We start from the raw sequence: 25389 nt of genomic DNA, 5'->3' as shown, positions 1-25389 counted from the left end.
GCAGAGCCTCGCAAAAGACCTATTTGTTCAAAGCATCCAGAATGCGCGCCCATGACCGGATGCCCTTGTGGAAGCTTTTCACGTCATATTTCTCGTTCGGCGAATGGATGGCATCATCTTCGTTTGCATAGCCAACCAGCATCGAGTCGAGCCCCAGAACGGTGTTGAAATAGCCGACAACAGGGATTGATCCCCCCATTCCAGTGAACACTGCCTCGCGGTCCCATTCATCCGACAATGCGCCGCGCGCGGCTTCGAATTCGGGGCGGGTGATATTCATGACCGAAGCGGGAGACCCTTCCATATCGTTATCCCAGACCACTTTGGCGTCCGGGGATAGCTGATCCTCGACATGTTTGCGGATTTTGGCGCGCAGCGCGTCCGGGTCCATGTCACCAACAAGACGGCAGGTGATTTTGCAATGGGCCTTGGACGGAATAACGGTTTTGGAGCCCGTACCGTTATAACCACCCCACAGCCCGTTCACTTCGAGCGTTGGTCGTGCCCATTGTTGCTCCAAGGTGGAGTAACCCTTTTCGCCATGCGGCTGGGTGTAGCCGACCGAATTCAGATAATCCGCTTCGTCGAAGCCGCAATTCTGCCATTGGCGCAACTGGTCTTCGGGTACTTCATGCACGCCTTCGTAGAACCCGTCGACAGCGATCCGCCCGGTTTCGTCGTCATAAAAAGAGGTCACGATTTTCGACAGTTCGCGCAGCGGATTCAGGCCCGGGCCGCCATAGTGACCGGAATGCAGGTCGATGCGCGGCCCCACAATGGTAAACTCGTCCTTCAGCATGCCCCTCAACTGCGCCGCAATCGACGGAACGCCGCGTGATACCATGGATGTATCGCAGACCAGCGCCAGATCCGCTTTGAGTTCGGCGGCATTTTCCTTGAGGAAAGGAACCAGTGAGGGCGAGCCTGATTCTTCTTCGCCCTCGAAAAAGAAAGTGATGCGGCAGGGCAAGGATCCGTGTACGGCCTTCCAGGCGCGGCAGGCTTCGACAAAAGTCATTAGCTGGCCTTTGTCGTCTGACGCTCCGCGTCCGCGGATGACCGGTCCGGTTTCGGTGTCCTCAATGGCGGGATCGAATGGATCCCGGTTCCACAGGTTCAACGGATCGACCGGCTGCACATCGTAGTGGCCATAAAACAGGAAATGCGGCGCAGTCGCGTCCTCACCCACGTGGCCAACAACCATCGGGTGGCCCGGTGTTTCCCGTTTCTCTGCCGCAATCCCGATGCTGTTCAGATCGGCGACCAGCCAGTCCGCGGCGCGGCTGACCTCGGCCTTGTATGCGGGGTCGGTCGAGATCGACGGGATGCGCAGCAGTTCCATCAGGCGGTCGATCGAGGTTTGCAGATCTTCGTCAATCCGGTTCAACACGGCGTCTAGCGACATGGGGGGCTCCTGCCTGTTTTTTGTTCCCGCGAACCCTAGCAGCGTTGTCGGCGCCGTCCAGAGTTGTTGACACGAATTGCGGCCCGGCAGCGTAAGCTTTGGGTAGGGAGGCGAGACCTGCGTCGTTTCCACGCGTTCGATGGCCGTAACTTTACTTGTCTGATGGGGTGCAAACTTATATTTGATGCAAATCAAAGTTGGGTTCACCTTTTCGGCTGTAACCAGCTGAATAAGGGAACACAAAGCCACCGAAACAGGGTAAGCTGTGGGAGGTGGCGAAAATATCGCCCAATGGGAAACCGGATACGGGCGTTCAAGGAGGGTCCTTTGGACTATACTGCTCAGCTCGATTCAGCGATTGCCAGGCTGCATGATGAAGGTCGTTACCGGACCTTCATCGATATCGAACGTCGCAATGGGCATTTTCCCCATGCGGTGCGCACACGTCCGGAAGGGTCACAGCAGAACATCACCGTATGGTGCGGCAACGATTATCTGGGCATGGGGCAAAACCCGGTCGTTCTGAATGCAATGCACGAAGCTGTTGATGCAGCCGGTGCAGGTTCAGGCGGTACGCGCAATATCTCGGGCACCACGGTTTATCATAAAAGGCTTGAGGCTGAACTGGCCGATCTTCACGGCAAGGAAGCTGCGCTGCTTTTTACCAGCGCCTATATCGCTAATGACGCAACGCTCAGCACGCTGCCCAAACTGTTCCCGGGCCTGATCATCTACTCTGACGCGCTGAACCATGCCTCGATGATCGAAGGCGTGCGCCGGAATGGCGGGGCCAAGCGCATCTTCCGGCACAACGATGTGCCGCATCTGCGCGAACTGCTTGAGGCGGACGATCCGGTCGCACCCAAACTGATCGTATTTGAGTCGGTTTATTCTATGGACGGCGATTTTGGTCCGATCGAAGAGATCTGCGATCTGGCAGATGAGTTCGGCGCACTGACTTATATCGACGAAGTGCACGCGGTAGGCATGTATGGCTCGCGCGGCGGCGGTGTGACCGAGCGCGATAACCTTGCCCACCGGATCGACATCATCAATGGCACGCTGGCAAAAGCCTATGGCGTGATGGGCGGCTATATCGCGGCCAGCGCCAAGATGTGCGACGCCGTGCGGTCATATGCGCCGGGCTTTATCTTTACCACGTCCCTGCCACCTGCGGTTGCGGCCGGGGCTGCTGCATCGGTTGCCTACCTGAAAACTGCACCTGAACTGCGTGAGCAGCATCAGACGCAGGCCAAAATCCTCAAGCTGCGGTTGAAGGGGATGGGGTTACCGCTGATCGACCACGGAAGCCATATCGTGCCCGTGATCGTTGGAAACCCGGTCCATACCAAGAAGCTCAGCGATATGCTGTTGGATGATTACGGCATTTATGTGCAACCGATCAATTTCCCGACCGTTCCGCGCGGAACCGAGCGTCTGCGCTTTACCCCTTCTCCGGTGCATGGGCCTGACGAAATGAACCGTCTGGTACAGGCGATGGACGAACTTTGGTCACATTGTGCGCTAAATCGCGCCGAACTTGCCGGTTAACCTCACGCCAAAGTGTGCAACGTATTTGCCGCGTGTTAAGCTTACGCTAACAAAATCGGCGGACGAATCGTTTTGGGGATGATTCGCCGCTAGCGCGAAACGCGCGACAGGCAGAATGGGGCAGCAGGAATGATTGGGCGCAGATCACAGCGCGAATCTGATGAGGATGTAGATGTCAGACCGAAAGGGTTTGACGACTACGAGGTACGCCTTGGTGACAAGATGCGCGGCGAACGCGCAACCATGGGCAAATCCCTGTTGGATGTTCAGCGCGAGCTGAGGATCAAAGCCAACTACATTGCTGCCATCGAAAACGCAGATCCTGATGCCTTTGACACGCCCGGCTTTATCGCCGGGTATGTGCGTTCTTACGCGCGTTATCTGGGGATGAACCCGGATGAAACCTTCTCGACTTTCTGCGCGGAAAGCGGTTTTTCGGTCGCGCATGGCATGTCGGCCGAGGCTTCGGTGGTGCGAAAGCCGACCGGCGCGCTTCCGGCGCGTGGGCCAATGGGGCGCGATCCCTTCATCTCGCCCAATACGCCGTATATTCCGGGCAAGGAATCTCTGGTCAGTCAGATTGAACCGCGCGCCATCGGATCGTCGCTGGTGCTTGTGGCGGTTATTGGTGGCATCGGCTATGGCGGGTGGGCGGTTCTGAACAAGATCCAGCAGGTACAGGTCAGCCCGGTTGAACAAGCGCCTGTGGTGCTTTCCGACCTTGATCCGCTGGATGCCGTGCGCGACGGCGTTGTCGATGATGCGGTTGCTGCGGCGAACACCGAGGCACTGGACCGCCTCTATCGTCCGCAGGCCTTGGATGTTCCGGTTCTGGTTGCCCGCGATGCGCCGATTTCGACCCTTGATCCACGCGATGTCGGAACCTTCCGCCCGCCAAGCCTGCCGCAGTTCGAAGTCGCCGAAGTGCACACGGTTGAACGACCATCCTTGCCGCAGGTCGTGGAACAGATTGATACCATGCTGAAAATCGTTGCTGTCGATCCTTCTTGGATGCGGGTGACGGCGGCGGATGGCAGTGTTATTTTCGAAGGGACCCTTGGAACGGTCGAGCAAGGCAGTGTCTTTGAGGTTCCGCTAACGGAAGAACCACCGCTGTTGCGGGCAGGGGCGTCGGGATCGGTTTATTTCTCAATGAACGGCGAGCACTATGGCCCGGCAGGGGCACCCGGCACGGTTGCCAAAGGGGTGATCCTTTCGAAAGACGCGGTGTCTGAAGTTTATGCCGTTGCCGATCTTGAGGCGGAACAGAACAGCGCTCTCAAGCAATTGGTGGCTGAACTGCAAACCGAGGCGACAGAAGCGCCCGCCGAGTGATCTTGCCATTGCGGTAACCCCTTTGCCGGACTATCTACAGTCGCAACTCAGGCAGACGCGGATCCGTCCTTATGTCCCTTAATCACGTGCGCCCCTGGCGTGACATATATCGTCGTAAATCCCGTCAAATCATGGTCGGTAACGTTCCCGTCGGGGGGGATGCCCCGATCGCCGTTCAGACCATGACCAACACCCTGACCACCGATGTGGCGGCAACGGTGGCGCAAGTTCAGGCCGCAGCCGAGGCTGGCGCGGATATCGTGCGCGTTTCAGTCCCAGATGAGGCGTCGGCTAAGGCATTGAAAGAAATCGTGCGCGAAAGCCCGGTGCCCATCGTTGCGGACATCCATTTTCACTATCGCCGTGGTATCGAAGCGGCCGAGGCAGGCGCTGCCTGTCTGCGTATCAATCCCGGCAACATCGGCGATGAAAGTCGGGTGAAAGAAGTCATTCAGGCCGCGCGCGACCACAATTGCTCGATCCGCATCGGCGTAAATGCAGGCAGCCTGGAAAAGCACCTGCTTGAGAAATATGGCGAACCGTGCCCCGAGGCGATGGTCGAAAGCGGGTTGGAACATATCCGCATCCTTCAGGACAATGATTTTCACGAGTTCAAGATCAGTGTGAAGGCCAGCGACGTATTCCTGTCCGCCGCCGCGTATCAGGGCATAGCCGAAGCCACTGATGCGCCCATCCATCTGGGTATCACCGAGGCGGGCGGACTGGTGTCCGGCACCATCAAATCCGCCATCGGGTTGGGCAACCTGCTGTGGATGGGGATCGGCGACACTATCCGCGTCAGCCTGTCTGCCGATCCGGTGGAAGAGGTGAAGGTAGGCTTTGAAATCCTCAAATCCCTTGGTCTGCGCCACCGTGGCGTCAATATCATCTCATGCCCGTCCTGCGCGCGACAGGGGTTTGACGTCATCAAGACCGTCGAGGCGCTGGAACGTCGTCTGGAACACATCAAGACACCGATGAGCCTGTCGATCATCGGTTGCGTGGTCAATGGACCGGGCGAGGCGCTGATGACCGATGTCGGGTTTACCGGCGGCGGGGCAGGGTCCGGAATGGTCTATCTGGCGGGCAAGGCCAGCCATAAGATGTCCAACGATCAGATGATCGACCACATCGTGGAGCAGGTCGAAAAGAAAGCCGCGGAACTGGACGCGGCTGCGGAAGCGGCGGAGTAGTGTGGGGTCGGCTGTGTCGGTAAGGCAGACATAGCGACCTTACTCATCCCTTGCCCTGATGCCTGAGCTGTTGCAAACTTGTTTCGTGACCGAACGATGCCTGTTTCGCCGCTGGTTCTGTCGGTAAACAGAACAGCGCGGACCCATGCTTTGGGAGGAGTGTGTCATGACATCCAAGACCGCAGGCCCTACGCCACCTGAGAACCTGACGCCACACCAGCAGGCCATGCCCAAGGTCAATCGGGTTACTTCGGATGATATAAAGGCGTCGCTAAAAGCTGGGTTCTCCGATTTTCTGGCGCGCCCCTTCATGAGCGGTTTCTTCGGGTTTTTCTATGCGGCTTTCGGCATCCTGATGGTCTGGAGCTTGGTCTGGCTTGGCAAGATCTGGATGATCATCCCAGCGATTGTCGGGTTTCCTCTGGTCGCGCCTTTCGCCGCTGCAGGACTTTATGAGATGTCCCGGCGGTTACAGAAGGGAGAGAAATTTGGCTGGTATGAAATCCTCACAGTCATGGCCGATCAACGCAAGCGCGAAATGGGCTGGATGGCCTTTGTTACGCTGTTCATCTTCTGGGTTTGGGTTTACCAGGTCCGGCTTTGGCTTGCGATCATCCTGCAGAATTCATCCTTTTCGGATTTTGACGGATTCTTGAACATCATCTTGTTCACTCCGCAGGGTTGGACTTTCCTTGCAATCGGCACCTGTGTCGGGGCATTTCTGTCGGCCGTCCTGTTTTCGGTCACTGTCGTCGCCATGCCCATGCTTCTGGACCGGGAAACAAATTTCGTTTCAGCCATGTTGACGTCTTTACGCGTCGTCTCGGAAAGCCCTGTGGTCATGCTCGGCTGGGCAGCGATCATCTCGGTGACAATGTTGTTGTCGATGGTTCCGGCGTTTATGGGCTTGATCTTTACCTTGCCGATCCTTGGCCATACCACGTGGCATCTCTATCAATGGGCCGTGGAACCGGCAGACGGCTGAGATCAGCGATCAGTCCGTCTTTTTTGTCTGGGGGCAGCTGTGCCGCCCCCAAGACCTATCAACCCTGTTCCGCGCGAACGCCATCTGCAATCTGCTGCATCTGATCAGCGGGGAGATAGCCGCGCAGCAACTCGGTTCCCAGCACGAATGAGGGCGTGCCCGAAATCTGCATCCGTTGCGCCAGGGCGCGGGTGCGGCTGATCTCATCCGTGACGGTGTCGCTGTCCATCGCGGCTATGATCGCATCGCTGTCCAGGCCCAGCCCGTCAGAGATGCGGCGCAGGGTGACCTCGGACGGTTCGCCATTGAATTCCATCAGCGCATCGTGAACCTGTTTATAGGCGTCACCACCAGCGACGTGCTTGGTGGCCACAGCAAAGCGCGAGGACAAAACAGAAGCGTCGCCCAGAATTGGCAGTTCTTTGATCACAAACCGGATATTGCCATCACTGGCCAACAGGTTTGCCACTTCGGGTACAGCGCGACGGCAATAGCCGCAGCGGTAGTCCATAAACTCGACCAGTGTGATATCGCCATCCGGGTTGCCCCCAACCCAGCTAAAGCCATCGTCGAACAGTTCGGCCGCATTGGCGGCAACCAGTTCCTTGTCTGCGGCCGCTTCGGCCACTGCGTTTCGCTGTTCGAGGATATTGATTGCCTCGATAATGACTTCGGGGTTTTCCAGCAGGTATTCGCGTACCTGAGCGCCAAACTCTGCCTTTTCGGCATCATTCATCGCGTTCAGGTCCAGCGCCTGCGCTGAGGTCGCCGCCATGGAAAGCCCCAGAAGGGCAGGTGCAGCATGTCTGAGGATCATTTCCGTTTCCTTTTATCTTTCTTGAGTCGTTCTGAGGCAATCAACACGTCTTGTGCCCTTTGCCAACCCGGAGAGCCTTCCGGCAATTGCGCCACGGCCCGTTTCGCGTGAATTCCGGCATCCTCCATCCGACCCTGCAGGGCATAGCGCTCTGCCGTCACGGTCGAAGCCATGCCGTTATTTCCGACCTGCGCGTAAGCCACACCCAGGTCCTGCATCAGGCGTGCATTACGAAAGTCGCGCGCACGCGCCTGTTCCAGTGCATTCAATGCCTGTTTTGTTTCCCCTTGCGCCAACAGTGCGCGCCCATAGCCCGCAAGGATCAACGCATTGTTAGGTGCCATTTCAACAGCGCTTGCGTAGGCTTTAACAGCCTCGCTTACCCTTCTGTTTTCCAACAGGATTTGCCCTTTCAGGTCGTAATAGAACGGGTCATCAGGACGCTCGGCAAGCGCCGAGTCTATCGCGGCACGAGCGCGGGACAGATCGCGATTCTGATGATAGGCCGAAGCCTCTCGCATCAGGCGGATGTCGCGGTAGGGTTCTTCGCCGGCGCGCCGCAAGGTCCAACTGGGCGACCGCAGAAAGGCCGACAGCTTGCCTTTAACCCGCGCAAACCAGTAATCCGAATTGGGGTTTGGAACGGCGCGGTCACCAAACTCGTCCAGGAACGCCTCGGCGGCGCGCAGACGATCACGGCTTGTTGGGTGTGAGCGCATATAGGGGTCCTGATTGGCGACACTCAGCAGTTCCTGACCGGCGAACTTCCGGTGCAGTTCCACCATCCCGCTGGGTGAGATTTCGGCCCATCGCAGGTAACTTGCGGCACTGCGGTCGGCGGATGCCTCTTCCGCGCGGGTGTGACCCAGAAAACCGCGAATTGCTGCGCCTTGGGTGCCAGCAGCGATCCCGATGGCGGCCTCGCCCCCACCCGCCGCAGCTGCCAGCAGGGCCAAAGCCGTGCCGAGGCTTGCGTTGCGCTGCGCCGCTTTCAGGTTCTCAGCCCGTCGTGCCAGATGACCATTCGAGATATGGGCGGCCTCGTGGGCGATGACAGCCTGCAACATCTCGGGGCTTTCGACGGTCAGAATCAGCCCGTAGTTCACATAAATCGCGTTGTAGTCGATGACGAATGCATTGAACGTGTTGTCGTTTACGACCAGAATCTGAACCCGGTTCGTGTTCAGCCCCGCAGCCCGCAACACCGGAAAGGCCAGTTCACGCAGGCCATGTTCGATATCAGGGTCGCGGATCAGGCTTTGCGCGTGCGATTGCACCGCTGCCGCCAGCCAGACGACAACGGCAACCATCAAGGCCGGGATTGACGCCAACCGGGATACGCGCTCAAAAGCCATGACTGCAACATGGGAGATGGGCATGAGAAACTCAACCCGGTCCGGGGTCGATCCCTTCATCGTGATGGATGTGATGGAGGCGGCACGCAAGGCCGAAGAGGCAGGTCGCCACGTGATCCACATGGAAGTCGGCCAGCCCGGAACCGGCGCGCCAAAGGGTGCGACCGAAGCTTTGGCCGCGGCGATGGAGCAAGGCCCGCTGGGCTATACGGTTGCCCTGGGTCTGCCCGCCCTGAGGCAGCGGATCGCCCGGCTTTACGGCGATTGGTACAATGTCGACCTGAACCCCGAGCGGGTGGTGATCACACCTGGCTCGTCCGGCGGATTCCTGCTGACCTTTACCGCTTTGTTCGACAGTGGCGACCGTGTCGGTATCGGGGCGCCCGGCTATCCGTCCTATCGCCAGATCCTGAAGGCGCTGGGTCTGGTCCCGGTCGACCTGCCGACCGCGCCGGAAAACAGGTTGCAGCCTGTCGCAGCGGATATTCAGGGGATGGACCTGAAAGGGCTGATGGTGGCCTCACCCGCAAATCCGACCGGTACGATGTTGGACCGGGCCGCCATGGGCGCCCTGATCGAGGCGGCGCACGGGCAGGGCGCGTCGTTCATCAGTGATGAGATTTACCACGGGCTGGAATACGAAGCCAAGGCCGTGACGGCGCTGGAACTGACAGATGAATGCTATGTGATCAACTCGTTCTCGAAATACTTTTCGATGACCGGATGGCGCGTTGGCTGGATGGTGGTGCCTGAGGATCAGGTGCGCGTGGTCGAACGGATTGCTCAGAACATGTTCATCTGCGCCCCTCATGCCAGCCAGGTCGCAGCGCTGGCTGCGATGGATTGCGACGACGAATTACAAGCCAATCTGGATGTGTACCGCCGCAATCGCGCGCTGATGCTGGACGGGCTGCCCAAGGCCGGGTTTTCGAACATAGCGCCGCCCGACGGGGCGTTTTATGTTTATGCAGATGTATCCGACCTGACCGACGACAGCCGCACATTTGCGGCCGAGATTCTGGAACTGGCCGGTGTGGCCGTGACGCCAGGGCTGGATTTCGACCCGCAGCGCGGCCATACCACATTGCGTTTTTCCTATGCGCGCGCGACGGATGACATTCAGGAAGGGCTTGAGCGTTTGCGTCAGTTTATGACCCGGCGCGGTGCTGTCAGGGAAAGGGCCTGAACCGTTCACAAACCGCCGCTTGTGGTATAGGGTGCCCGACAAACGATCTCGGGAAAACTTGAGGCCATGAGCAGGATCTTCTTTAGCATTGCGCTGTTCTGGGCGTTGGCTGGTGGTGCCATTGCGCAGGATTTCAGCGCGTTGGCGCGTGTCCAGCCTGACCAGAGCCGTATTACGGATGTCGGGCGTACCGGTGTTCGGGTGGACATCGCCCTCAGTCAGGGCGTTCCCTACAGGATTTTCACCTTGCAGGATCCCTACCGTATGGTTCTGGACTTCAACGAAGTGGACTGGGCCGGGCTGACCCGCGAAGATTTTCTGCAATCTGATCGCATTAGCGCTGTGCAGTTCGGTGCGTATGTTCCGGGATGGTCACGACTGGTGCTGGAGTTGGGTGCTCCGATGGCAGTGGCGACGGCAGAATTGTCGGTGGCAGAGGATTCGGGGGCCGCTTTGCTTTCGCTCGACCTTAAGGGGACGGATTTCGATGCCTTCAACGCCTCGGCGGGCGCGCCGCGAAACCCGGGCTGGGACCTGCCGGAACCGGCGAATGTGCCGCAAGCCGCGGTGCGCAGTGCCGACAAACCCTTGCGTGTCATGCTGGATCCGGGCCACGGAGGCATTGATCCGGGGGCCGAGACTGACGCGATTGATGAAAAGACCCTTATGCTGACTTTCGCGCGTGAGCTGCGCGAAGTTCTTCTGAGATCAGGCGGATACGAGGTGGTTCTGACGCGGGTCGACGATCAGTTCGTCTCGCTGGAGCGTCGAATTGCGCTGGCGCACCGGGCCGGTGCGGACCTGTTCATCTCGCTTCATGCCGATTCCCTGTCCGAGGGGCGGGCGCATGGCGCGGTGGTTTATACCCTGTCTAACGATGCCTCGGATGTGGCCAGTGCGAAGCTGGCGGAACGGCACGACCGCGGGGATTTGATTTCCGGTATCGATCTGAACGGGGCGGATGATCAGGTCACCGATGTTCTGCTGGACATGGCCCGTCAGGAAACGATGCCACGCACAAGCGCGCTGGCCAAGGCCATCGCAAACGGCCTGGCACAACAAGGCGGGCCGATGAACGGCAAACCCTTGCGTACCGCATCTTTTTCAGTACTCAAGGCGGCGGACATCCCGTCGGTTCTGGTCGAGCTTGGATTTCTGTCCAGTCCCAGAGACCTGAAGAACCTCAAAGATCCTGATTGGCGGGCAAGAATGGCGCTGGGAATTCATCGGGGGCTTGAGGATTGGCGCCAGCAGGATGTGATCCGCAAATCCCTTATTGGTCAGTGACCTTGCGGCGTAAAACGGCTAGAATACGCTCGGTGTTTTGACCCTTGGGCGGCGCATCACTATATATGCGGCACCGCGAAAAAAAGGCAGTAACGTGATCCGGTTCATTCTTTCGATTTTCGGGGCGATTTTCAGCCTCGTGACATTGGGTATTTTCATGGCCGCGCTGGTGATCGGCGCGGTGTTCTGGATGTATGGGCGCGACCTGCCCAGCCACGAGTCACTGGCACAGTACAAACCACCCACGATCAGCCGGATCTATTCGGGTGAAGGCAAGCTGATTGATGAATTCGCGCAGGAACGCCGCCTGTTTACGCCATCCGAGGAAATCCCGGATCTGGTGAAGCAGGCGTTTATTTCGGCAGAAGACAAGAATTTCTACAACCATCAGGGCTATGACCCGCGCGGCATCATTGCCGCCGGGGTCGAGGCAGTGCGGACCAAGGGCGAAACCGTACGCGGCGCATCAACCATCACGCAGCAGGTCATGAAGAACTTTCTGCTGTCCGGTGACCGCCGGGCCGAGCGTAAGATCAAGGAAATCATTCTTGCGACTCGGCTTGAGGATACATTGGACAAGGAACAGATCCTCGAACTTTATATGAACGAGATCTTTCTGGGCCAGAACTCGTACGGTGTGACTGCCGCTGCGCAGACCTATTTCAACAAGACTCTCCAGGAACTGGCCCCGCATGAGGCCGCCATGCTGGCTGCCATGCCCAAAGCGCCGTCAGATTACCACCCCGTTTGGGAAAAAGAACGCCTTCTGGCCCGGCGCAACTACGTGTTACGTGAGATGCGGCAGAACGGTTACATTGATCAGGCGACCTATGAGGCCGAGGTCGAGCTGCCTCTGCGCTCGGTCCAGAACGGAGATTTTGAAAGCTTCCGTACGGCCCTGCCGCCCCGCGACTATTTCACCGACGAAATCCGCCGCCAGCTGAGCGAAGATTTTGGTGAGGGCGAGTTCTTTACCGGGGGCTTCACCGTGCGTGCATCGGTGGACGAGGAAATGCAGGTTGAGGCCGCACGGGCCTTGCGCGAGGCGCTCGAGAAATACGACCGGTCCCGTGGCAAATGGCGCGGAACAGGTGACGTGATCCCGGAAGAAAAACTGGCGGATGAGGCGCAATGGCGCGAGGCGCTGGCGACCATGGAAATTCCGCGCGACGTTATTCTGCCAACCCGTTGGTATCCCGCCGTGGTTCTGGGCGTGACCGACCAGCAACTGACCGTTGGTGTCGAAGAAGGTCCTGCCGATGGGATTATCCCGCGCGCGGACATCAAGTGGATGCAGGGTGATTTTGCGGCCAACTTCAAGCGTGGTGATGTCATTTTTGTCGTTGCGGGTGAAGATGGGCAATGGTCGGCGCGCCAGGTGCCCGAGGTACAAGGCGGCTTTGTCGCGATGGATGTGAACTCGGGTCGTGTTCTGGCGATGCAGGGCGGGTTCTCGTATCAGGATACCGTGTTCAACCGGGCCACACAGGCACAACGCCAGCCGGGATCGTCGTTCAAGCCGTTTGTCTATGCTGCCGCGCTGGACAGCGGATACAGCCCCGCGACCATCGTTGTCGATGCGCCAATCGAAGTGAACACGCCGCAGGGTCTGTGGCGCCCCAAGAACTCCTCCAACAAGTTCTACGGCCCTACACCTTTGCGAACAGGGATCGAACAGTCGCGGAACCTGATGACCATCCGTCTGGCGCAGGAAGTTACAATGCCCGTTGTTGCCGGCTATGCGGAACGGTTCGGTGTCTATGACCGGATGGGCGCGTTTTTGGCCAATTCGCTGGGGGCCGAGGAAACCACGCTTTACAAGATGGTCGCGGCCTATGCGATGTTCGCCAATGGCGGCCAACGTGTGGAACCGACTCTAGTCGACCGCATTCAGGACCGGTTCGGAAAAACCATCTATCGCCACGATGACCGTCAGTGTCTGGACTGTAACTCGACCTGGCTGGAACCAGATGAATCGCCGACCCTTGTCACGGATCGCGCGCAGGTCATGGATGCGATCACCGCCTATCAGCTGACATCGATGATGAAGGGCGTGGTGGATCGCGGGACAGCATCCGGCGTAGTGAATCTGCCGGTGCCAACAGCAGGCAAAACCGGAACCACCAACGACTCCAAGGATGCGTGGTTCATCGGCTTTACGTCGAACATCGTGGCGGGTTGCTACATCGGCTATGATCGACCGCGTCCGATGGGACGTGGGGCCTATGGTGGCACGTTGTGCGGCCCAGTTTTCCAGAGCTTCATGGAAAAAGCGGTCGAGAAATACGGCGGTGGTCCGTTTGAAGTGCCCGAAGGCGGCCATTTCATCAAGATCGACCGTTTCAGCGGGGCCCGCCTGCCAGATGATGCCACCGGTGATTATGTCGTGGCCGAATTCTTCCGCGACGGTGTCGATGGATTCATCGACCGTGTCTATGATGGTGGTTTTGCCATCGGATCGGATCTGCCATTGTTTGAAGAAGTGCAGCGCGCGGGGGTTCAGGTTCAGACGTCAACGGGCGAGACCGTGACCGTTGGACCGAAAGCTTCCCAAGGGGACCTGAGCACCGGCGGGCTTTACTGACAAGGTGCGTTCCAATTGGCTAAGATCCCGCTGATTCCGCACTCTTTGCTGGGGGCACCCGGACAGTTGAGCATTTCTCCGGGCGTCCTCTCGGGCCAGCACGTGTTTCTAACCGGCATGACCGGAAACGCGGCGGACGGCTCCATGCCAAGCGATCCGGAAGAACAATTCCGAAACGCCTTTGCAAAGATTGCAGAGGTTTTGAAGGAAGCCGGCCTTGGATTGGATGCGGTCGTCGAGATGACGACATACCACGTTGAAATGCGGGATCATTTCGACCTGTTTGATCGCGTGCGCCTTGAGGTACTGACCGCGCCGTACCCGGCCTGGACCGCAGTTGAAGTTGCGGGATTGCGAGGGGAAGGGGCGCTGGTGGAAATTCGGGCGATTGCGCATCTTTCAGATTGAAAGCACGATAGCTGTTTCAGCATCCAGCCTGTCTTGTGGTGTCTCGCACCTCTTGCTATCACGCAGGCCTGATTGAGCAAGTTGGGACAAGACTATGCGCGCTGAAACCCAGAACATCGTGGCGGATATCAAAAAGTCGCTGGAGCTGCTGGCGCAGCGTATGGACTATGAAACTGCGCCGCATCGCCTTGAGGAATTCAACGCGCGCGTCGAAGACCCCAACCTTTGGGATAACCCTGAAAACGCGCAGAAACTGATGCGCGAGCGGCAGATGCTGGTCGATGCAATCGAGACGTATGAATCCATCAAGACCGATCTCAGCGACAATATCGAACTGATTGAGTTGGGCGAGATGGAGGAAGACCAAGAAGTCGTTCAGGATGCCGAAGCCGCGATCAAGACGCTGAAAACCAAGGCTGCAAAAAAAGAGCTTGAGGCGCTGCTGGACGGTGAGGCCGACAGCAATGATACCTTCCTCGAAATCAACTCGGGCGCGGGGGGAACCGAAAGCTGCGACTGGGCGTCGATGCTGGCGCGCATGTATGTGCGCTGGGCCGAGAAAAAGGGTTACACAGTCGAGCTGCAATCCGAGACACCGGGCGAAGAAGCTGGGATCAAATCCGCAGCCTACAAGATTTCCGGTCACAACGCCTATGGCTGGCTGAAATCGGAAAGCGGCGTGCATCGGCTGGTGCGAATTTCGCCCTATGACTCGGCGGCCAAGCGCCACACGTCGTTCAGCTCGGTCTGGGTCTATCCGGTGGTCGACGACAATATCGAGATCGAGGTGAACCCGGCCGATATCCGCATCGACACCTACCGGTCTTCGGGGGCTGGTGGCCAGCACGTGAACACCACCGACTCGGCCGTCCGGATCACACACATCCCGACCGGGATTGTTGTGACCAGCTCGGAAAAGTCCCAGCACCAGAACCGCGATATTGCCATGAAGGCCCTGAAGTCGCGTCTGTACCAGCAGGAACTGGATCGCCGCAACGCGGATATCAACGCCGCGCACGAGGCCAAGGGCGATGCCGGCTGGGGCAACCAGATCCGGTCTTACGTGTTGCAGCCCTATCAGATGGTAAAGGACCTGCGAACCAATCACGAAACCTCGGATACCAAAGGCGTTCTGGACGGCGATCTGGACGGATTCATGGCGGCAACCTTGGCCCTGAACGTGGCAGGCAAAAGCCGATCCGAGGCGCAGGGCGACAGCTAAGGTGACACGCCAGCGTTCCGTTTTGGACCTGCTGAAAGGGCACTGGCAGCTTATCCTGATCACCGGTCTGGTCTTTGCGCTCTGGAATACGCCGGTTGTTGTTCCGCTTAAAATTCTGGTCGTCTTTCTGCATGAGCTGTCTCATGCCGGGACAATCCTACTGACTGGCGGCTCGGTCGAGGGTTTCACGATTTCACCCCAGCAAGGCGGAATGGTGATCGGCCGGGGCGGCAGCAGGTTTCTCAGCCTGTCCGCCGGGTATCTCGGCTCGCTTGTGTTTGGCATTGCGCTTTTGATCATCGCCTTGCGGACAAATGCTGACCGAGCTGTTCTGGCTGTTTTCGGCGCAATCATGTGTCTGATCGCACTGCTGTACATACGCGATGCTTTCGCCTTGCTGTTTTGCGCAGGGGTCGGGACGGCAATGATTGCGACAGCGTGGTTTCTGAGCCACGAGGTCAGTGATCTGGTGCTGCGCGTCATCGGGCTGACCAGCATGATCTACGTGCCGTTTGATATCTTTGATGACACTATCCGGCGATCCGGAGCGCGCTCGGACGCGTTCCTGCTGGCCGAGGAATTCGGCGGCACCGCGATGCTGTGGGGTGGCGTCTGGCTGGTGTTGAGTGGTGGCGCCATTGCCCTTTGTCTACGGTATTGGCTGGGCCGGAACAGCAACCTGCCATTGCACGGCAAAGCGTTGTGATGCTGTTGTTAGTAAGACAAGAAAATATACATCTAAACAGTGGGTTTAAATGAGGTGAACCGCTCGCTAGGCTGCTGAAGACAACAATAGACTGGCGTGTTATGGACCTGACCCGGATATCTGCCACAGAGCTTCTGAACCAACTGGCTACACGACAGGTTTTGGCCACGGAAGTCATGCAGGCCACGCTGGATCGCATTGCCAAGGTCAACGGTGACGTGAACGCCATCGTGGCGCTGCGGGACAAGAGTGAACTGATGGCCGAAGCACAGGCCCGCGACAGCGGCCCCGTCACTGGCCCGCTGCACGGCTTGCCAATTGCGGTCAAGGATTTGGTCAATGTAGCAGGTATTGTCTCTTCGCATGGATCGCCTGTTTTCAGGGATGTCGTCCCTGACAGGGATGATCTGATTGCCGCTAGGATGCGGGCCGCAGGCGCCATCCTGATCGGCAAGACCAACACTCCGGAATTCGGGCTGGGTTCGCACACGTTCAACCCGGTCTATGGTGCGACGCGCAACCCGTATGATGCCAGTTTCACTTGCGGTGGCTCATCCGGTGGGGCAGCAGTGGCTTTGGCGACGGGTATGGTGGCATTGGCCGACGGGTCCGACATGATGGGCAGCCTGCGCAACCCGGCGGCATGGAACAACATCTATGGCTTTCGGCCTAGTTGGGGCAGGGTGCCGTCTGATCCTGTGGGTGACAGTTTCCTGCATCAACTGTCCACGCTGGGCCCGATGGCGCGCAGTCCCGAAGATTTGGGTCTCCTGCTCGATGTGATCTCGGGGCCTGATCCACGCCTGCCGCTGGCCAGAGATTGTACGCCGGTGTCACCGGTGGTCGCAGCAGATCTGAGCGGGCTGCGCATTGGCTGGCTGGGCGATTGGGGCGGGGCCTTTCCAACAGAGGCCGGAATTCTCGAGCTGTGCCAAGATGCGTTGAAGGTGTTCGAAATGCTCGGCGCGCGCGTTGAACATGTCGCCTCGCCTTTCGATGCCGAACGGTTATGGACCAGTTGGATCAACCTGCGGTCCTGGAGCGTTGCCGCGGGGATTGAACCCTTGGCTGAACGACGGGACCACCTGAAAGACACAGCCCAGTGGGAGCTGGATCGGGGTCTGACGATGAGTGCCATGGATGTGCATCACGCCAGTGTTGTCCGGTCAGACTGGTTCCGGCGCGCGGCTGAACTGTTCGAGCAGTTTGATGCCCTTGTCCTGCCATCCGCACAAGTTTGGCCGTTTGGGATTGAAACACCTTACCCCACACGGATCGCGGACTGCGCAATGGATACGTATCATCGCTGGATGCATGTCACGGTACCGGTCAGCCTGATTGGCTTGCCTTGTCTGGCCGCGCCCGCCGGATTTGGTGTGCAGGGCCTGCCCATGGGCTTTCAACTGTTTGGACCAAAAGGGTCGGATCAGAAATTATTGTCGGTCGGGGCGGCCTATCACGCCGAAACCGACTGGCCCAACAAGAGGCCGGCGATGTCATAACGCCGATCAGGGAGGAGACTTAATGGAAAAGCCATTTGGCGTTCCGGACATGCGTCCGGTAGATACTGCCATGCTACGCGCCGCGTTGGGGCGCGCCTGGGCCGACTTTCGGCGTGCGCCGCAGTTCGGGTTGATCTTTGCCGGGTTCTACGTGCTTGCGGGATGGGCGATGGCATGGGTCACCATCCAGACCGGTACAACCTTCTGGCTGGTTCTGGCAGCCATTGGCTTTCCGTTGATCGGCCCGTTTGCCGCTGTTGGCCTTTACGAGGTGTCGCACCGGCTGGAACAGGGTGAACCGCTGGATCTTGGCGCAATCTTTGGTGTCGTGCTGCAACAAAGCCGTAGGCAATTGCCGTCGATCTGCGCCATCATCGTCGTGGTGTTTCTGTTCTGGTTTTTTCTGGGGCACATGATCTTTGCCCTGTTCCTTGGGCTGGCTACGATGACAAACGTGTCATCCTCGCTTGAGGTCTTTCTGACGGCGAATGGCCTGACAATGCTGGCTGTGGGCACGGTGGTCGGGGCGGTTTTCGCAACCGTTCTGTATATGATCACCGTTTTGTCGATCCCACTGCTGCTGGATCGCGAGTTGGATTTTGTCACGGCAATGATTGCAAGCTTTACCTATGTGTCCGGGAACTTTCCGGTGATGCTGGCATGGGGGGTGATCATCGCTGTTTTGACGTTTCTGGCCATGGTGCCCTGGTTTTTGGGCCTTCTGGTGGTCCTGCCACTGTTGGGCCACGCCAGTTGGCACCTGTATAGGCAAATCACCCAAGTCGAAGGCGAGGACGCATCGTCCTGAGAAAACCGGTCAGGGATACTGTGCCGGATTGTTGGTCGACAACCGTGCAGCGGCGAAAATCGCCGTTGCATCGTGCCCGAGATATTTCAGAACCACGGGTTCCGGTGTCGAAGGGTTGGCCGGGCTTATGACCGTGCCGCGCCACTGAACTGCTGTTCCCGTCGGATCGGGTGCAATCATATAAACACGACTGTTCTGACCCGCTCGCTGAGAGGTCAGCATATAGACGGAACTGCCGGTGCAGGCGACGATCCCCTGTATTTCGCGCGCCTGTGGTGTTGCTTCGGGCATCGCGGCGCGCGACACATATCCGCGTATCAACGTGCATTGGGCCAGTGGTCGGGCGTGCAGCAAGGTCATACGGTGCGAGGCCGAGACGCTTTCGATCACGGCATAAAACCCCGGAGAAAACGCAGTTCTGGCGATCATGTCCACACCTGATCCCAGGAATTCGGTCAAGGCCGCTGCTGCGGGGTGGTCCTCGATCTTTTCAATTTCGTCCAGCGGCTTCAGGAGAATGCGCGCATCCACGTCGAAAAATCGGCAGATGCGATCCAGAACATCCGGCCGTGGAACACTTTCGCCTGAAAGATACCTGTTGAATTGCGTCCGATTCACGCCAAGCTTGCGGCACAGTGCCGAGACTGACCGATACCTTCGTGCCAGTTGCCGCAGGTTCGCACCAAACATCGCGCGAAGTTCAGCCGGGCTGCGAATGTCGTCGATCATGGATGCCCACGCCTTGCTGAGTTTCCCGAAAAACCATCGCAACACCGGGCCAAACCCTGGCGCGCATTCAAAAATCGTACAGTTTGACCCCAAGCAACGTATCCCCACGTCGCGTTGCGGCATCGAGGCTAATGCCATTAAGCGCAATGGCAATAGGCTTTATGTGAAAATACCTGATCCTTATTCGGAAAAGCCGGCCCTATGGCAAATTTAGCGCATAGAAGGGCGCGTGGGTTGGTTTTAAAAATGCCCACCAACCTCAAATAGTGTTCCCGCCTTGGGTGCAAGAAAAGTCCCAAGGCGGGTACGTTGTTCAGTCGCCGCGCAGCAGGGCCGCCACGCCGGTGCGGGCGATTTCCATCAGGCCCAGCGGGCGCATCAGGTCAGCAAAAGCGTCGATCTTGTCCGGCGCGCCGGTGATCTCGAAGATGAAAGAGTTCAGGGTGCTGTCGACCACATTGGCGCGGAAGATGTCAGCCAGGCGCAGCGCCTCGACGCGTTTGTCGCCTTCTCCCACGACTTTTATGATGGCCAGTTCGCGTTCAACCGACGGGCCTTCGACCGTCAGGTCATGCACGTCATGGACAGTCACGATCCGGCCCAGCTGCGCCTTGATCTGCTCGATCACCTGCGGCGTGCCGGTGGTGACAATGGTGATGCGGCTCAGGTGTCCTGTGTGATCCACCTCGGCCACGGTAAGGCTTTCGATGTTATATCCACGCCCCGAGAACAGCCCAATCACGCGGGCCAGGACACCGGGTTCGTTTTCGACCAGCACGGCAATGGTGTGGCGTTCCTGCACGTCCGAAAAAGTAGGCCGTAGGTTATAGGCCGAATGGCGGTTGGAGCCTTTTTTGATATGTAGGGCAGACATTTATGTCCCTTTCATCATCCTGTGTTTGCCGGGCGCAATGGTCGCCCGGCGGTAATCCTCGGACGGTATCAGACCAGAACCGAACCTTTGCTGTCGATCACGCCCTGCGTTTCGGCCTCACCCAGAAGCATCTCGTTATGCGCTTTGCCGGACGGGATCATCGGGAAGCAATTCTCGTGCTTTTCAACCAGACAGTCGAAGATTACCGGACCGTCGTAGTTGATCATTTCCATGATTGCGTCGTCCAGATCGGCGGGGTCGGAACACTGGATGCCTTTGGCGCCGAACGCTTCAGCGAGTTTTACGAAATCGGGCAGGGCTTCGGACCAGGAATGCGAATACCGCTCGCCATGCAGTAGCTCTTGCCACTGGCGGACCATGCCGAGGCGTTCGTTGTTCAGGATGAACTGCTTGACCGGAAGACGGTACTGAACGGCCGTTCCCATCTCCTGCATGTTCATCAGCCACGAGGCTTCACCGGCGACGTTGATCACCAGCGCGTCCGGATGTGCCATCTGCACGCCGATCGAAGCGGGGAAGCCGTAGCCCATGGTGCCCAACCCGCCCGATGTCATCCAGCGGTTGGGATCTTCGAACCCAAGATACTGTGCCGCCCACATCTGATGCTGGCCAACCTCGGTGGTGATATAGCGGTTATACTTTTTCGTCAGTTCTTCAAGTCGTTGCAGCGCATATTGCGGTTTGATCGACTTTTCGCTGTTGGTGTAGGACAGACAGTTGATCTTACGCCACTCAGAGATCTGCGCCTGCCATTTCTTGACAGCCGCTGCATCGGTCTTGCGCCCGCGTGACTTCCACACCTTCAGAATGTCTTCCAGAACATGCGCCACGTCGCCGACAATCGGAATATCCACGCGGATGACCTTGTTGATCGAAGACGGATCAATGTCGATATGGGCTTTCTTGGACTTTGGAGAGAACGCGTCAATGCGCCCGGTGATCCGGTCGTCGAACCGTGCACCGATGTTGATCATCAGGTCACAGCCGTGCATCGCAAGGTTCGCCTCGTAGAGGCCGTGCATCCCCAGCATACCCAACCAGTTTTCGCCTGAGGCGGGGTAAGCGCCCAGACCCATCAGGGTTGAGGTGATCGGGAAGCCCGTGGAATCCACCAGTTCGCGCAACAACTGGCTGGCTGCGGGGCCAGAGTTGATGACACCACCGCCCGTATAGAAAACCGGCTTCTTGGCTTTCTCAATGGCTGCAACAAGCTCGTTGATTTCCTCCAGATCGCCTTTCAGCACAGGCTGGTAGTGCGAGGTCGAAGGTTTCGGACTGTTGTATTCACCCGTGGCAAACTGCACATCCTTGGGAATGTCGATCAGAACCGGGCCGGGACGACCCGACTTGGCCACATGGAAGGCTTCGTGCAGCGTCTCGGCCAGCGAATTCGTGTCCTTTACCAGCCAGTTATGTTTGGTGCAGGGGCGCGTGATGCCAACGGTGTCGGCCTCCTGAAAGGCATCCGATCCGATCATGAAGGTCGGGACTTGTCCGGTCAGAACCACAATCGGGATCGAATCCAGCAACGCATCGGTCAGGCCGGTAACTGCGTTTGTGGCACCGGGACCAGAGGTTACAAGCGCAACACCTGGCTTGCCGGTCGACCGCGCATAGCCTTCGGCGGCGTGGATTGCACCCTGTTCGTGACGCACCAGAATGTGGCGAATGTCGTTTTGCAGAAAGATCTCGTCATAGATCGGTAGGACGGCGCCACCGGGGTATCCGAATACCGTGTCCACGCCCTGATCCTTAAGGGCCTGAACTACCATCTTTGCGCCGGTCATCTCACGTGTCATCTGCTTTGCTCCGTTCGCGACATGTGTCTTGCGTTTGACAAAAAAAAGCCCCCGAAATTTCGGAGGCGCATGGGTTCGATTATGGTTTACCGTTACCGGCCCATGCGCGTGGTTCCTACGATTACGACTAGCGTTCTCATCGCCAGAGGCTCCTTTTTGCTTGGAGGGGACATTATGTTCGGGGGGGAGAAGCGTCAACAGGCAAATCCACCAATTTTCTATCTCAATGGCGGTATTTTTCGAAATTTTGTTGCGCAGATTGCCGCACGCCGGGAATTTCCGGGAAAAGGGCGGGCATTTTCGTGAGGGCGGGACAGGTATGAAGGTCTGAATGCGTCAGGTCGATGTCTGAAACTGGCATGATCCGGTGATTTGTCTGCGTCACGCTGACCTTGTGTTCGCAAACGAGGGAGGCGGAGCATGTTACATGACCTGGTAGATCTGGGACGATATCCGATTGATCGCCCGGATTCGCCAGCTTACAGGCGATTGATCGGGGATTTGCGGCGCGAGTTGGAACAGGACGGCTGTGCGGTTCTGCCGGGTTTCGCACATGCGCAAGGGATCGAGCTGTTGGTGCAGGAGGCCGACGAGGTGGCACCCAATGCACACCGGTCTTTCAATCGCACAAATGCCTATTTCACCAAAGATGACCCACGGTTCGACGCCGCCCATCCGATCAGACGGTTCTATGACCGGTCGAACGCGTTTGTTCCTGCTGACAATTTTGCGCATTCCGGTCCTTTGCGCAGGATTTACGAGTTTAGCGGATTTCTTCCCTTCATTCGGGATGCGCTGGATGAGCCTGAGGACCGCTTCTTTCGTTACGATGACCCTCTGGCAGATGTGATCATCAATGTCGTGGAAGAGGGGCAGGGCTTTCCCTGGCATTTCGACACCAACAACTACACCGTGACACTGGCGATCCAGAATGGCGAGCAGGGCGGTGCATTCGAATACGCACCCAATCTGCGCACAGCCGAGGATGAGAATTTCGATCAGGTCGCGTCGGTTCTGGACGGAAACAATGAGCGCGTTCATCGGTTGGAGCTGCGACCTGGGGACTTGCAGATATTCAAAGGCCGCTACTCCCTGCACAGGGTCGCCCCGGTCAAGGGCACGCGGCGGCGGTATGTGGGTATCTTTTCATTTGTCGAGGCCGAAGGCATGTGTGGTGGGATCGAACGGACGCAGCAGCTCTATGGACGCGTGTTGCCACACCATTATGAGCGTGCGGGTTTGCGAAAAGATCAGTTGCTGGATTGAAGGGGCACTACCGGAGGTCAAGGCTCCCGCCCGTCGTCAACGCGCCTGTGGCGCGTCTTATCTGCTTGGGCCGGGCAGCGCTGCGCGCTGCGGTTGCGCAAAGATCAGAAGCCGACCCCCGTGCCTTGCAGCATGCCATGTTCCAGCGCATAGCGGGTCAGCCCGGCGGTCGAGGATATTCCCAGTTTGCGCTTGATGTTCTTGCGATGCGTTTCAACCGTTCGCACCGAGATATCCAGCTTTTGCGCAACTTCTTTGTTTGATTTGCCCTGAGCCAGTTCCAGCAGAATTGTTTGCTCGCGCCCAGTCAGCGCCTCGCGTGCGTTGTCGCCTTTGGGTTTCAGGGACCCACTTGCACCTGTGCACAGATACTGCTCACCCCGCATGACCGCATCGATGGCCTGCTTGATCTCTTCGGTTGGGACATCTTTGAGAACATAGCCTTTTGCGCCGTGGCTGAGCGCGGTCGAAATGTATTCGGGGCTGTCATGCATCGACAGGATCAGGATGCGCGTATCGGGCAGACGTTCCAGAATGATCTCCGTGGCGCTGAGTCCGCCGAGGCCAGGCATGTTCAGGTCCATCAGGATGACATCCGGGGCGAGGCCAACCGCCTGATCCACCGCGGCCTGACCGCTGCCGAGAGTTCCAACCACTTCGATATCGTCGTAGCTTTCAAGGATCGACTGAATGCCCTCGGCCACCATGGGATGATCGTCGACAATAAGAACTCGGATGTTTTTGGCGCTCATGTACCGGCCTTTCGGTTCGGAGTTGCGTCTTCCTGCGGAGGCAACAGGTGGCTCAGCGGCAGGCTGGCCTCGATTACCGTACCGCCGCGCGGTCCGCGTGATGACAGAATACGCAGCGATCCGTCAAGTTGCTCAATTCGCTCCTGCATGTTGCGCAGACCGATGCCGGTGGTTGGGGTTCCGGATTCTGCGCGCAACCCACGGCCATTGTCGGTGATCCGCATGGTTGCGCCTTTCTTGTGGCCGCGCAGGTCAATCGTCACATAAGAGGCATCCGCGTGGCGTTCGATATTTGTCAGCGCCTCTTGTGCGATGCGGTAGAGTGCGATCTTGCTGTCCTGATCCAGCCGGTTGCGGAATACGACGGTGGAAAACTCGGTCTCGATCCCGGTTCGTTCGCGAAAATCGTCGGTCAGAGCCTTCAACGCAGGTCCAAGGCCAAGGTCATCCAGCACGCCGGGGCGCAGGTCGCGGCTGATGCGGCGCACCTCGGTGATAGCGGTGCGAAGATGGTCAATGCCTTTGTCCAGCGGATCGCGCGCGCCTGCATCATCGCCGCGCAACAGCCGGCGGCGCGCATTGTCCAGCGCATAGCGCACACCCACAAGGATCTGGCTTATGCCATCATGCAGTTCGCGGGCAACCCGGCCGCGTTCCTCTTCCTGCGCGTCGAAGACACGCTGCGTCAGTTCTTTCAACTTGGCATCCGCCAACCGTCTCTCGCGAATGTTCAGCAACATGCCCGAAGCAAAAACAATCAGAACCGCAGCAACAACAATGGCGCCGATATACATGAAGGTGCGCTGCACGCGGGTCTCAACCTCGGCCCTTGCGTTGGCGACCGTGGCGACAATGTCGTCAATGAAGACCCCGGTACCCACGACCCAGCGCCAGTCCTGCAACCCGACGACATAGGCGATCATCTGCGCCTCATCCCCGGTCGAGGGTTTTTCCCACATGAAGCTGTGCCACCCGGCTCCCTGACGGGCGAGGCGAATGAACTCGTCAACGATAGGTGTGCCATCGCTGTCGGTCAGACCTTCCCAGTTGCGGTTGATGAATTGTGTCTGACGGGGGCTGACCAGATTGTTGCCATCATAATCGTAAACGAAAAAGAACCCGTCCTGCCCATAGATCATTGCCGAAAGTATCTGCGAGACAAGGTTCTTCGACACCTCATCGTCCGGTTCAGCGCGGCCATAGATATAGGCAAAACCATTGCGCGCCTGCGTCACGTAGTTGCGCAGTTCTTCTTTCTTGGCCTCGATCAGGCTGCGCTCCAGGGCTTCGATCTCGCGCTCAGCGGTCGCACGCGCCTCATATGCGACAAGCACAGCGATTGCTGCCACGGCCACAACCAGCGGGATTGCGGCCACCAGCGACAGTTTCTGCGCATAGGTCAGCGAAATCAGATGTCGGAGTCTTTGCATGGACGAATCGATACGCAAGCGGCGGCAAAAATGCAAAAAGATTGGCGTTGGTCGGTGAAATTCCGGTATTTGGGCCGTATTTGTTGGAGTTTTCATTCGGAAATTTCACCGCATCCCCCAAAGAAATCGATTCTCTACGCAGTAGTAGGTATTCCCTTTCGCTTCGCTCACATT

21 protein-coding genes are annotated in these 25389 nt (G+C 58.1%); 13 read left to right on the top strand and 8 right to left on the bottom strand.

The genetic code is table 11. The features are described 5' to 3' along the window. Positions 1 to 19: 19 nt before the first annotated feature. Positions 20 to 1405 (bottom strand): M20/M25/M40 family metallo-hydrolase, encoded by a 1386-nt coding sequence (locus ACR0NZ_RS05565; RefSeq protein ID WP_480517422.1) that lies wholly within the window; start codon positions 1403 to 1405, stop codon positions 20 to 22. 327 nt (positions 1406 to 1732) lie between these two features. On the opposite strand from ACR0NZ_RS05565, the gene hemA reads away from it, so the two are divergent. From hemA to ACR0NZ_RS05545, 4 genes are all read left to right on the top strand, one after another. Next, positions 1733 to 2956, top strand: a complete 1224-nt coding sequence (gene hemA, locus ACR0NZ_RS05560) for a 5-aminolevulinate synthase (RefSeq protein WP_480517420.1) — start codon at positions 1733 to 1735, stop codon at positions 2954 to 2956. Between the two features lie 129 nt (positions 2957 to 3085). Then, positions 3086 to 4291 carry a helix-turn-helix domain-containing protein gene (locus ACR0NZ_RS05555; protein WP_480517418.1) on the top strand — a complete coding sequence of 402 codons (1206 nt, stop codon included), beginning with the start codon at positions 3086 to 3088 and terminating at the stop codon, positions 4289 to 4291. Positions 4292 to 4362: 71 nt separating this feature from the next. Further along, the gene (gene ispG, locus ACR0NZ_RS05550) at positions 4363 to 5484 is read left to right on the top strand and encodes a flavodoxin-dependent (E)-4-hydroxy-3-methylbut-2-enyl-diphosphate synthase (protein WP_480473338.1); all 1122 of its coding nucleotides are present in this window, start codon (positions 4363 to 4365) and stop codon (positions 5482 to 5484) included. Between the two features lie 166 nt (positions 5485 to 5650). After that, on the top strand, positions 5651 to 6469 hold the full coding sequence (locus ACR0NZ_RS05545) for a DUF2189 domain-containing protein (protein WP_480517416.1): 819 nt from the start codon (positions 5651 to 5653) through the stop codon (positions 6467 to 6469). Positions 6470 to 6527: 58 nt separating this feature from the next. On the opposite strand, the gene ACR0NZ_RS05540 is transcribed toward ACR0NZ_RS05545, so the two are convergent. Together ACR0NZ_RS05540 and ACR0NZ_RS05535 are read right to left on the bottom strand one after the other, a co-directional pair. Continuing rightward, positions 6528 to 7286, bottom strand: coding sequence for a DsbA family protein (locus ACR0NZ_RS05540; RefSeq protein WP_480517414.1), 759 nt, complete (start codon positions 7284 to 7286; stop codon positions 6528 to 6530). Then, the gene (locus ACR0NZ_RS05535; RefSeq protein ID WP_480517412.1) at positions 7283 to 8665 is read right to left on the bottom strand and encodes a M48 family metalloprotease; all 1383 of its coding nucleotides are present in this window, start codon (positions 8663 to 8665) and stop codon (positions 7283 to 7285) included. The genes ACR0NZ_RS05540 and ACR0NZ_RS05535 overlap by 4 nt, the downstream gene beginning before the upstream one ends. On the opposite strand from ACR0NZ_RS05535, the gene ACR0NZ_RS05530 reads away from it, so the two are divergent. From ACR0NZ_RS05530 to ACR0NZ_RS05495, 8 genes are all read left to right on the top strand, one after another. Beyond that, the gene (locus tag ACR0NZ_RS05530) at positions 8664 to 9827 is read left to right on the top strand and encodes a pyridoxal phosphate-dependent aminotransferase (protein ID WP_480517410.1); all 1164 of its coding nucleotides are present in this window, start codon (positions 8664 to 8666) and stop codon (positions 9825 to 9827) included. The genes ACR0NZ_RS05535 and ACR0NZ_RS05530 overlap by 2 nt on opposite strands. Positions 9828 to 9893: 66 nt before the next feature. Further along, the gene (locus ACR0NZ_RS05525) at positions 9894 to 11114 is read left to right on the top strand and encodes an N-acetylmuramoyl-L-alanine amidase (protein WP_480517408.1); all 1221 of its coding nucleotides are present in this window, start codon (positions 9894 to 9896) and stop codon (positions 11112 to 11114) included. A 94-nt stretch (positions 11115 to 11208) separates the two neighbouring features. Next, entirely contained in the window at positions 11209 to 13698 is a 2490-nt protein-coding gene (locus ACR0NZ_RS05520; RefSeq protein ID WP_480493002.1) for a penicillin-binding protein 1A, read from the top strand. A gap of 15 nt (positions 13699 to 13713) precedes the next feature. Beyond that, positions 13714 to 14106 carry a RidA family protein gene (locus ACR0NZ_RS05515; protein WP_480517406.1) on the top strand — a complete coding sequence of 131 codons (393 nt, stop codon included), beginning with the start codon at positions 13714 to 13716 and terminating at the stop codon, positions 14104 to 14106. A 94-nt stretch (positions 14107 to 14200) separates the two neighbouring features. After that, positions 14201 to 15328, top strand: coding sequence for a peptide chain release factor 2 (gene prfB / locus ACR0NZ_RS05510; protein ID WP_480517404.1), 1128 nt, complete (start codon positions 14201 to 14203; stop codon positions 15326 to 15328). A gap of 1 nt (position 15329) precedes the next feature. Then, a complete protein-coding gene (locus ACR0NZ_RS05505; RefSeq protein WP_480517402.1) occupies positions 15330 to 16034 on the top strand; it encodes a M50 family metallopeptidase in 705 nt (234 codons plus the stop codon). Positions 16035 to 16135: 101 nt separating this feature from the next. Then, positions 16136 to 17536, top strand: coding sequence for an amidase (locus ACR0NZ_RS05500; protein ID WP_480517400.1), 1401 nt, complete (start codon positions 16136 to 16138; stop codon positions 17534 to 17536). 22 nt (positions 17537 to 17558) lie between these two features. Next, positions 17559 to 18344: a DUF2189 domain-containing protein gene (locus tag ACR0NZ_RS05495; RefSeq protein WP_480473317.1), complete on the top strand. Its 786-nt coding sequence runs from the start codon at positions 17559 to 17561 to the stop codon at positions 18342 to 18344. A gap of 9 nt (positions 18345 to 18353) precedes the next feature. On the opposite strand, the gene ACR0NZ_RS05490 is transcribed toward ACR0NZ_RS05495, so the two are convergent. From ACR0NZ_RS05490 to ACR0NZ_RS05480, 3 genes are all read right to left on the bottom strand, one after another. Then, positions 18354 to 19073 carry a helix-turn-helix domain-containing protein gene (locus ACR0NZ_RS05490; protein WP_480473315.1) on the bottom strand — a complete coding sequence of 240 codons (720 nt, stop codon included), beginning with the start codon at positions 19071 to 19073 and terminating at the stop codon, positions 18354 to 18356. Between the two features lie 313 nt (positions 19074 to 19386). Further along, positions 19387 to 19947: an acetolactate synthase small subunit gene (gene ilvN, locus ACR0NZ_RS05485; RefSeq protein WP_209503637.1), complete on the bottom strand. Its 561-nt coding sequence runs from the start codon at positions 19945 to 19947 to the stop codon at positions 19387 to 19389. A gap of 68 nt (positions 19948 to 20015) precedes the next feature. Next, on the bottom strand, positions 20016 to 21767 hold the full coding sequence (locus ACR0NZ_RS05480; RefSeq protein ID WP_480493004.1) for an acetolactate synthase 3 large subunit: 1752 nt from the start codon (positions 21765 to 21767) through the stop codon (positions 20016 to 20018). A 420-nt stretch (positions 21768 to 22187) separates the two neighbouring features. Here ACR0NZ_RS05480 and ACR0NZ_RS05475 point away from each other — a divergent pair, with 420 nt between their 5' ends. After that, positions 22188 to 23033, top strand: coding sequence for a HalD/BesD family halogenase (locus tag ACR0NZ_RS05475; RefSeq protein WP_480517398.1), 846 nt, complete (start codon positions 22188 to 22190; stop codon positions 23031 to 23033). A 104-nt stretch (positions 23034 to 23137) separates the two neighbouring features. Here ACR0NZ_RS05475 and ACR0NZ_RS05470 read toward each other — a convergent pair whose 3' ends face one another. Next, positions 23138 to 23785 carry a response regulator transcription factor gene (locus ACR0NZ_RS05470; protein ID WP_267363844.1) on the bottom strand — a complete coding sequence of 216 codons (648 nt, stop codon included), beginning with the start codon at positions 23783 to 23785 and terminating at the stop codon, positions 23138 to 23140. Continuing rightward, a complete protein-coding gene (locus ACR0NZ_RS05465) occupies positions 23782 to 25215 on the bottom strand; it encodes a cache domain-containing protein (protein ID WP_480473303.1) in 1434 nt (477 codons plus the stop codon). Before ACR0NZ_RS05465 ends, ACR0NZ_RS05470 begins: the two co-directional genes overlap by 4 nt. Between the last annotated feature and the right edge of the window lie 174 nt (positions 25216 to 25389).

It is taken from the genome of Ruegeria sp. AE3, from assembly GCF_056542225.1.
This window is presented reverse-complemented; position numbering and strand designations above follow the sequence as displayed.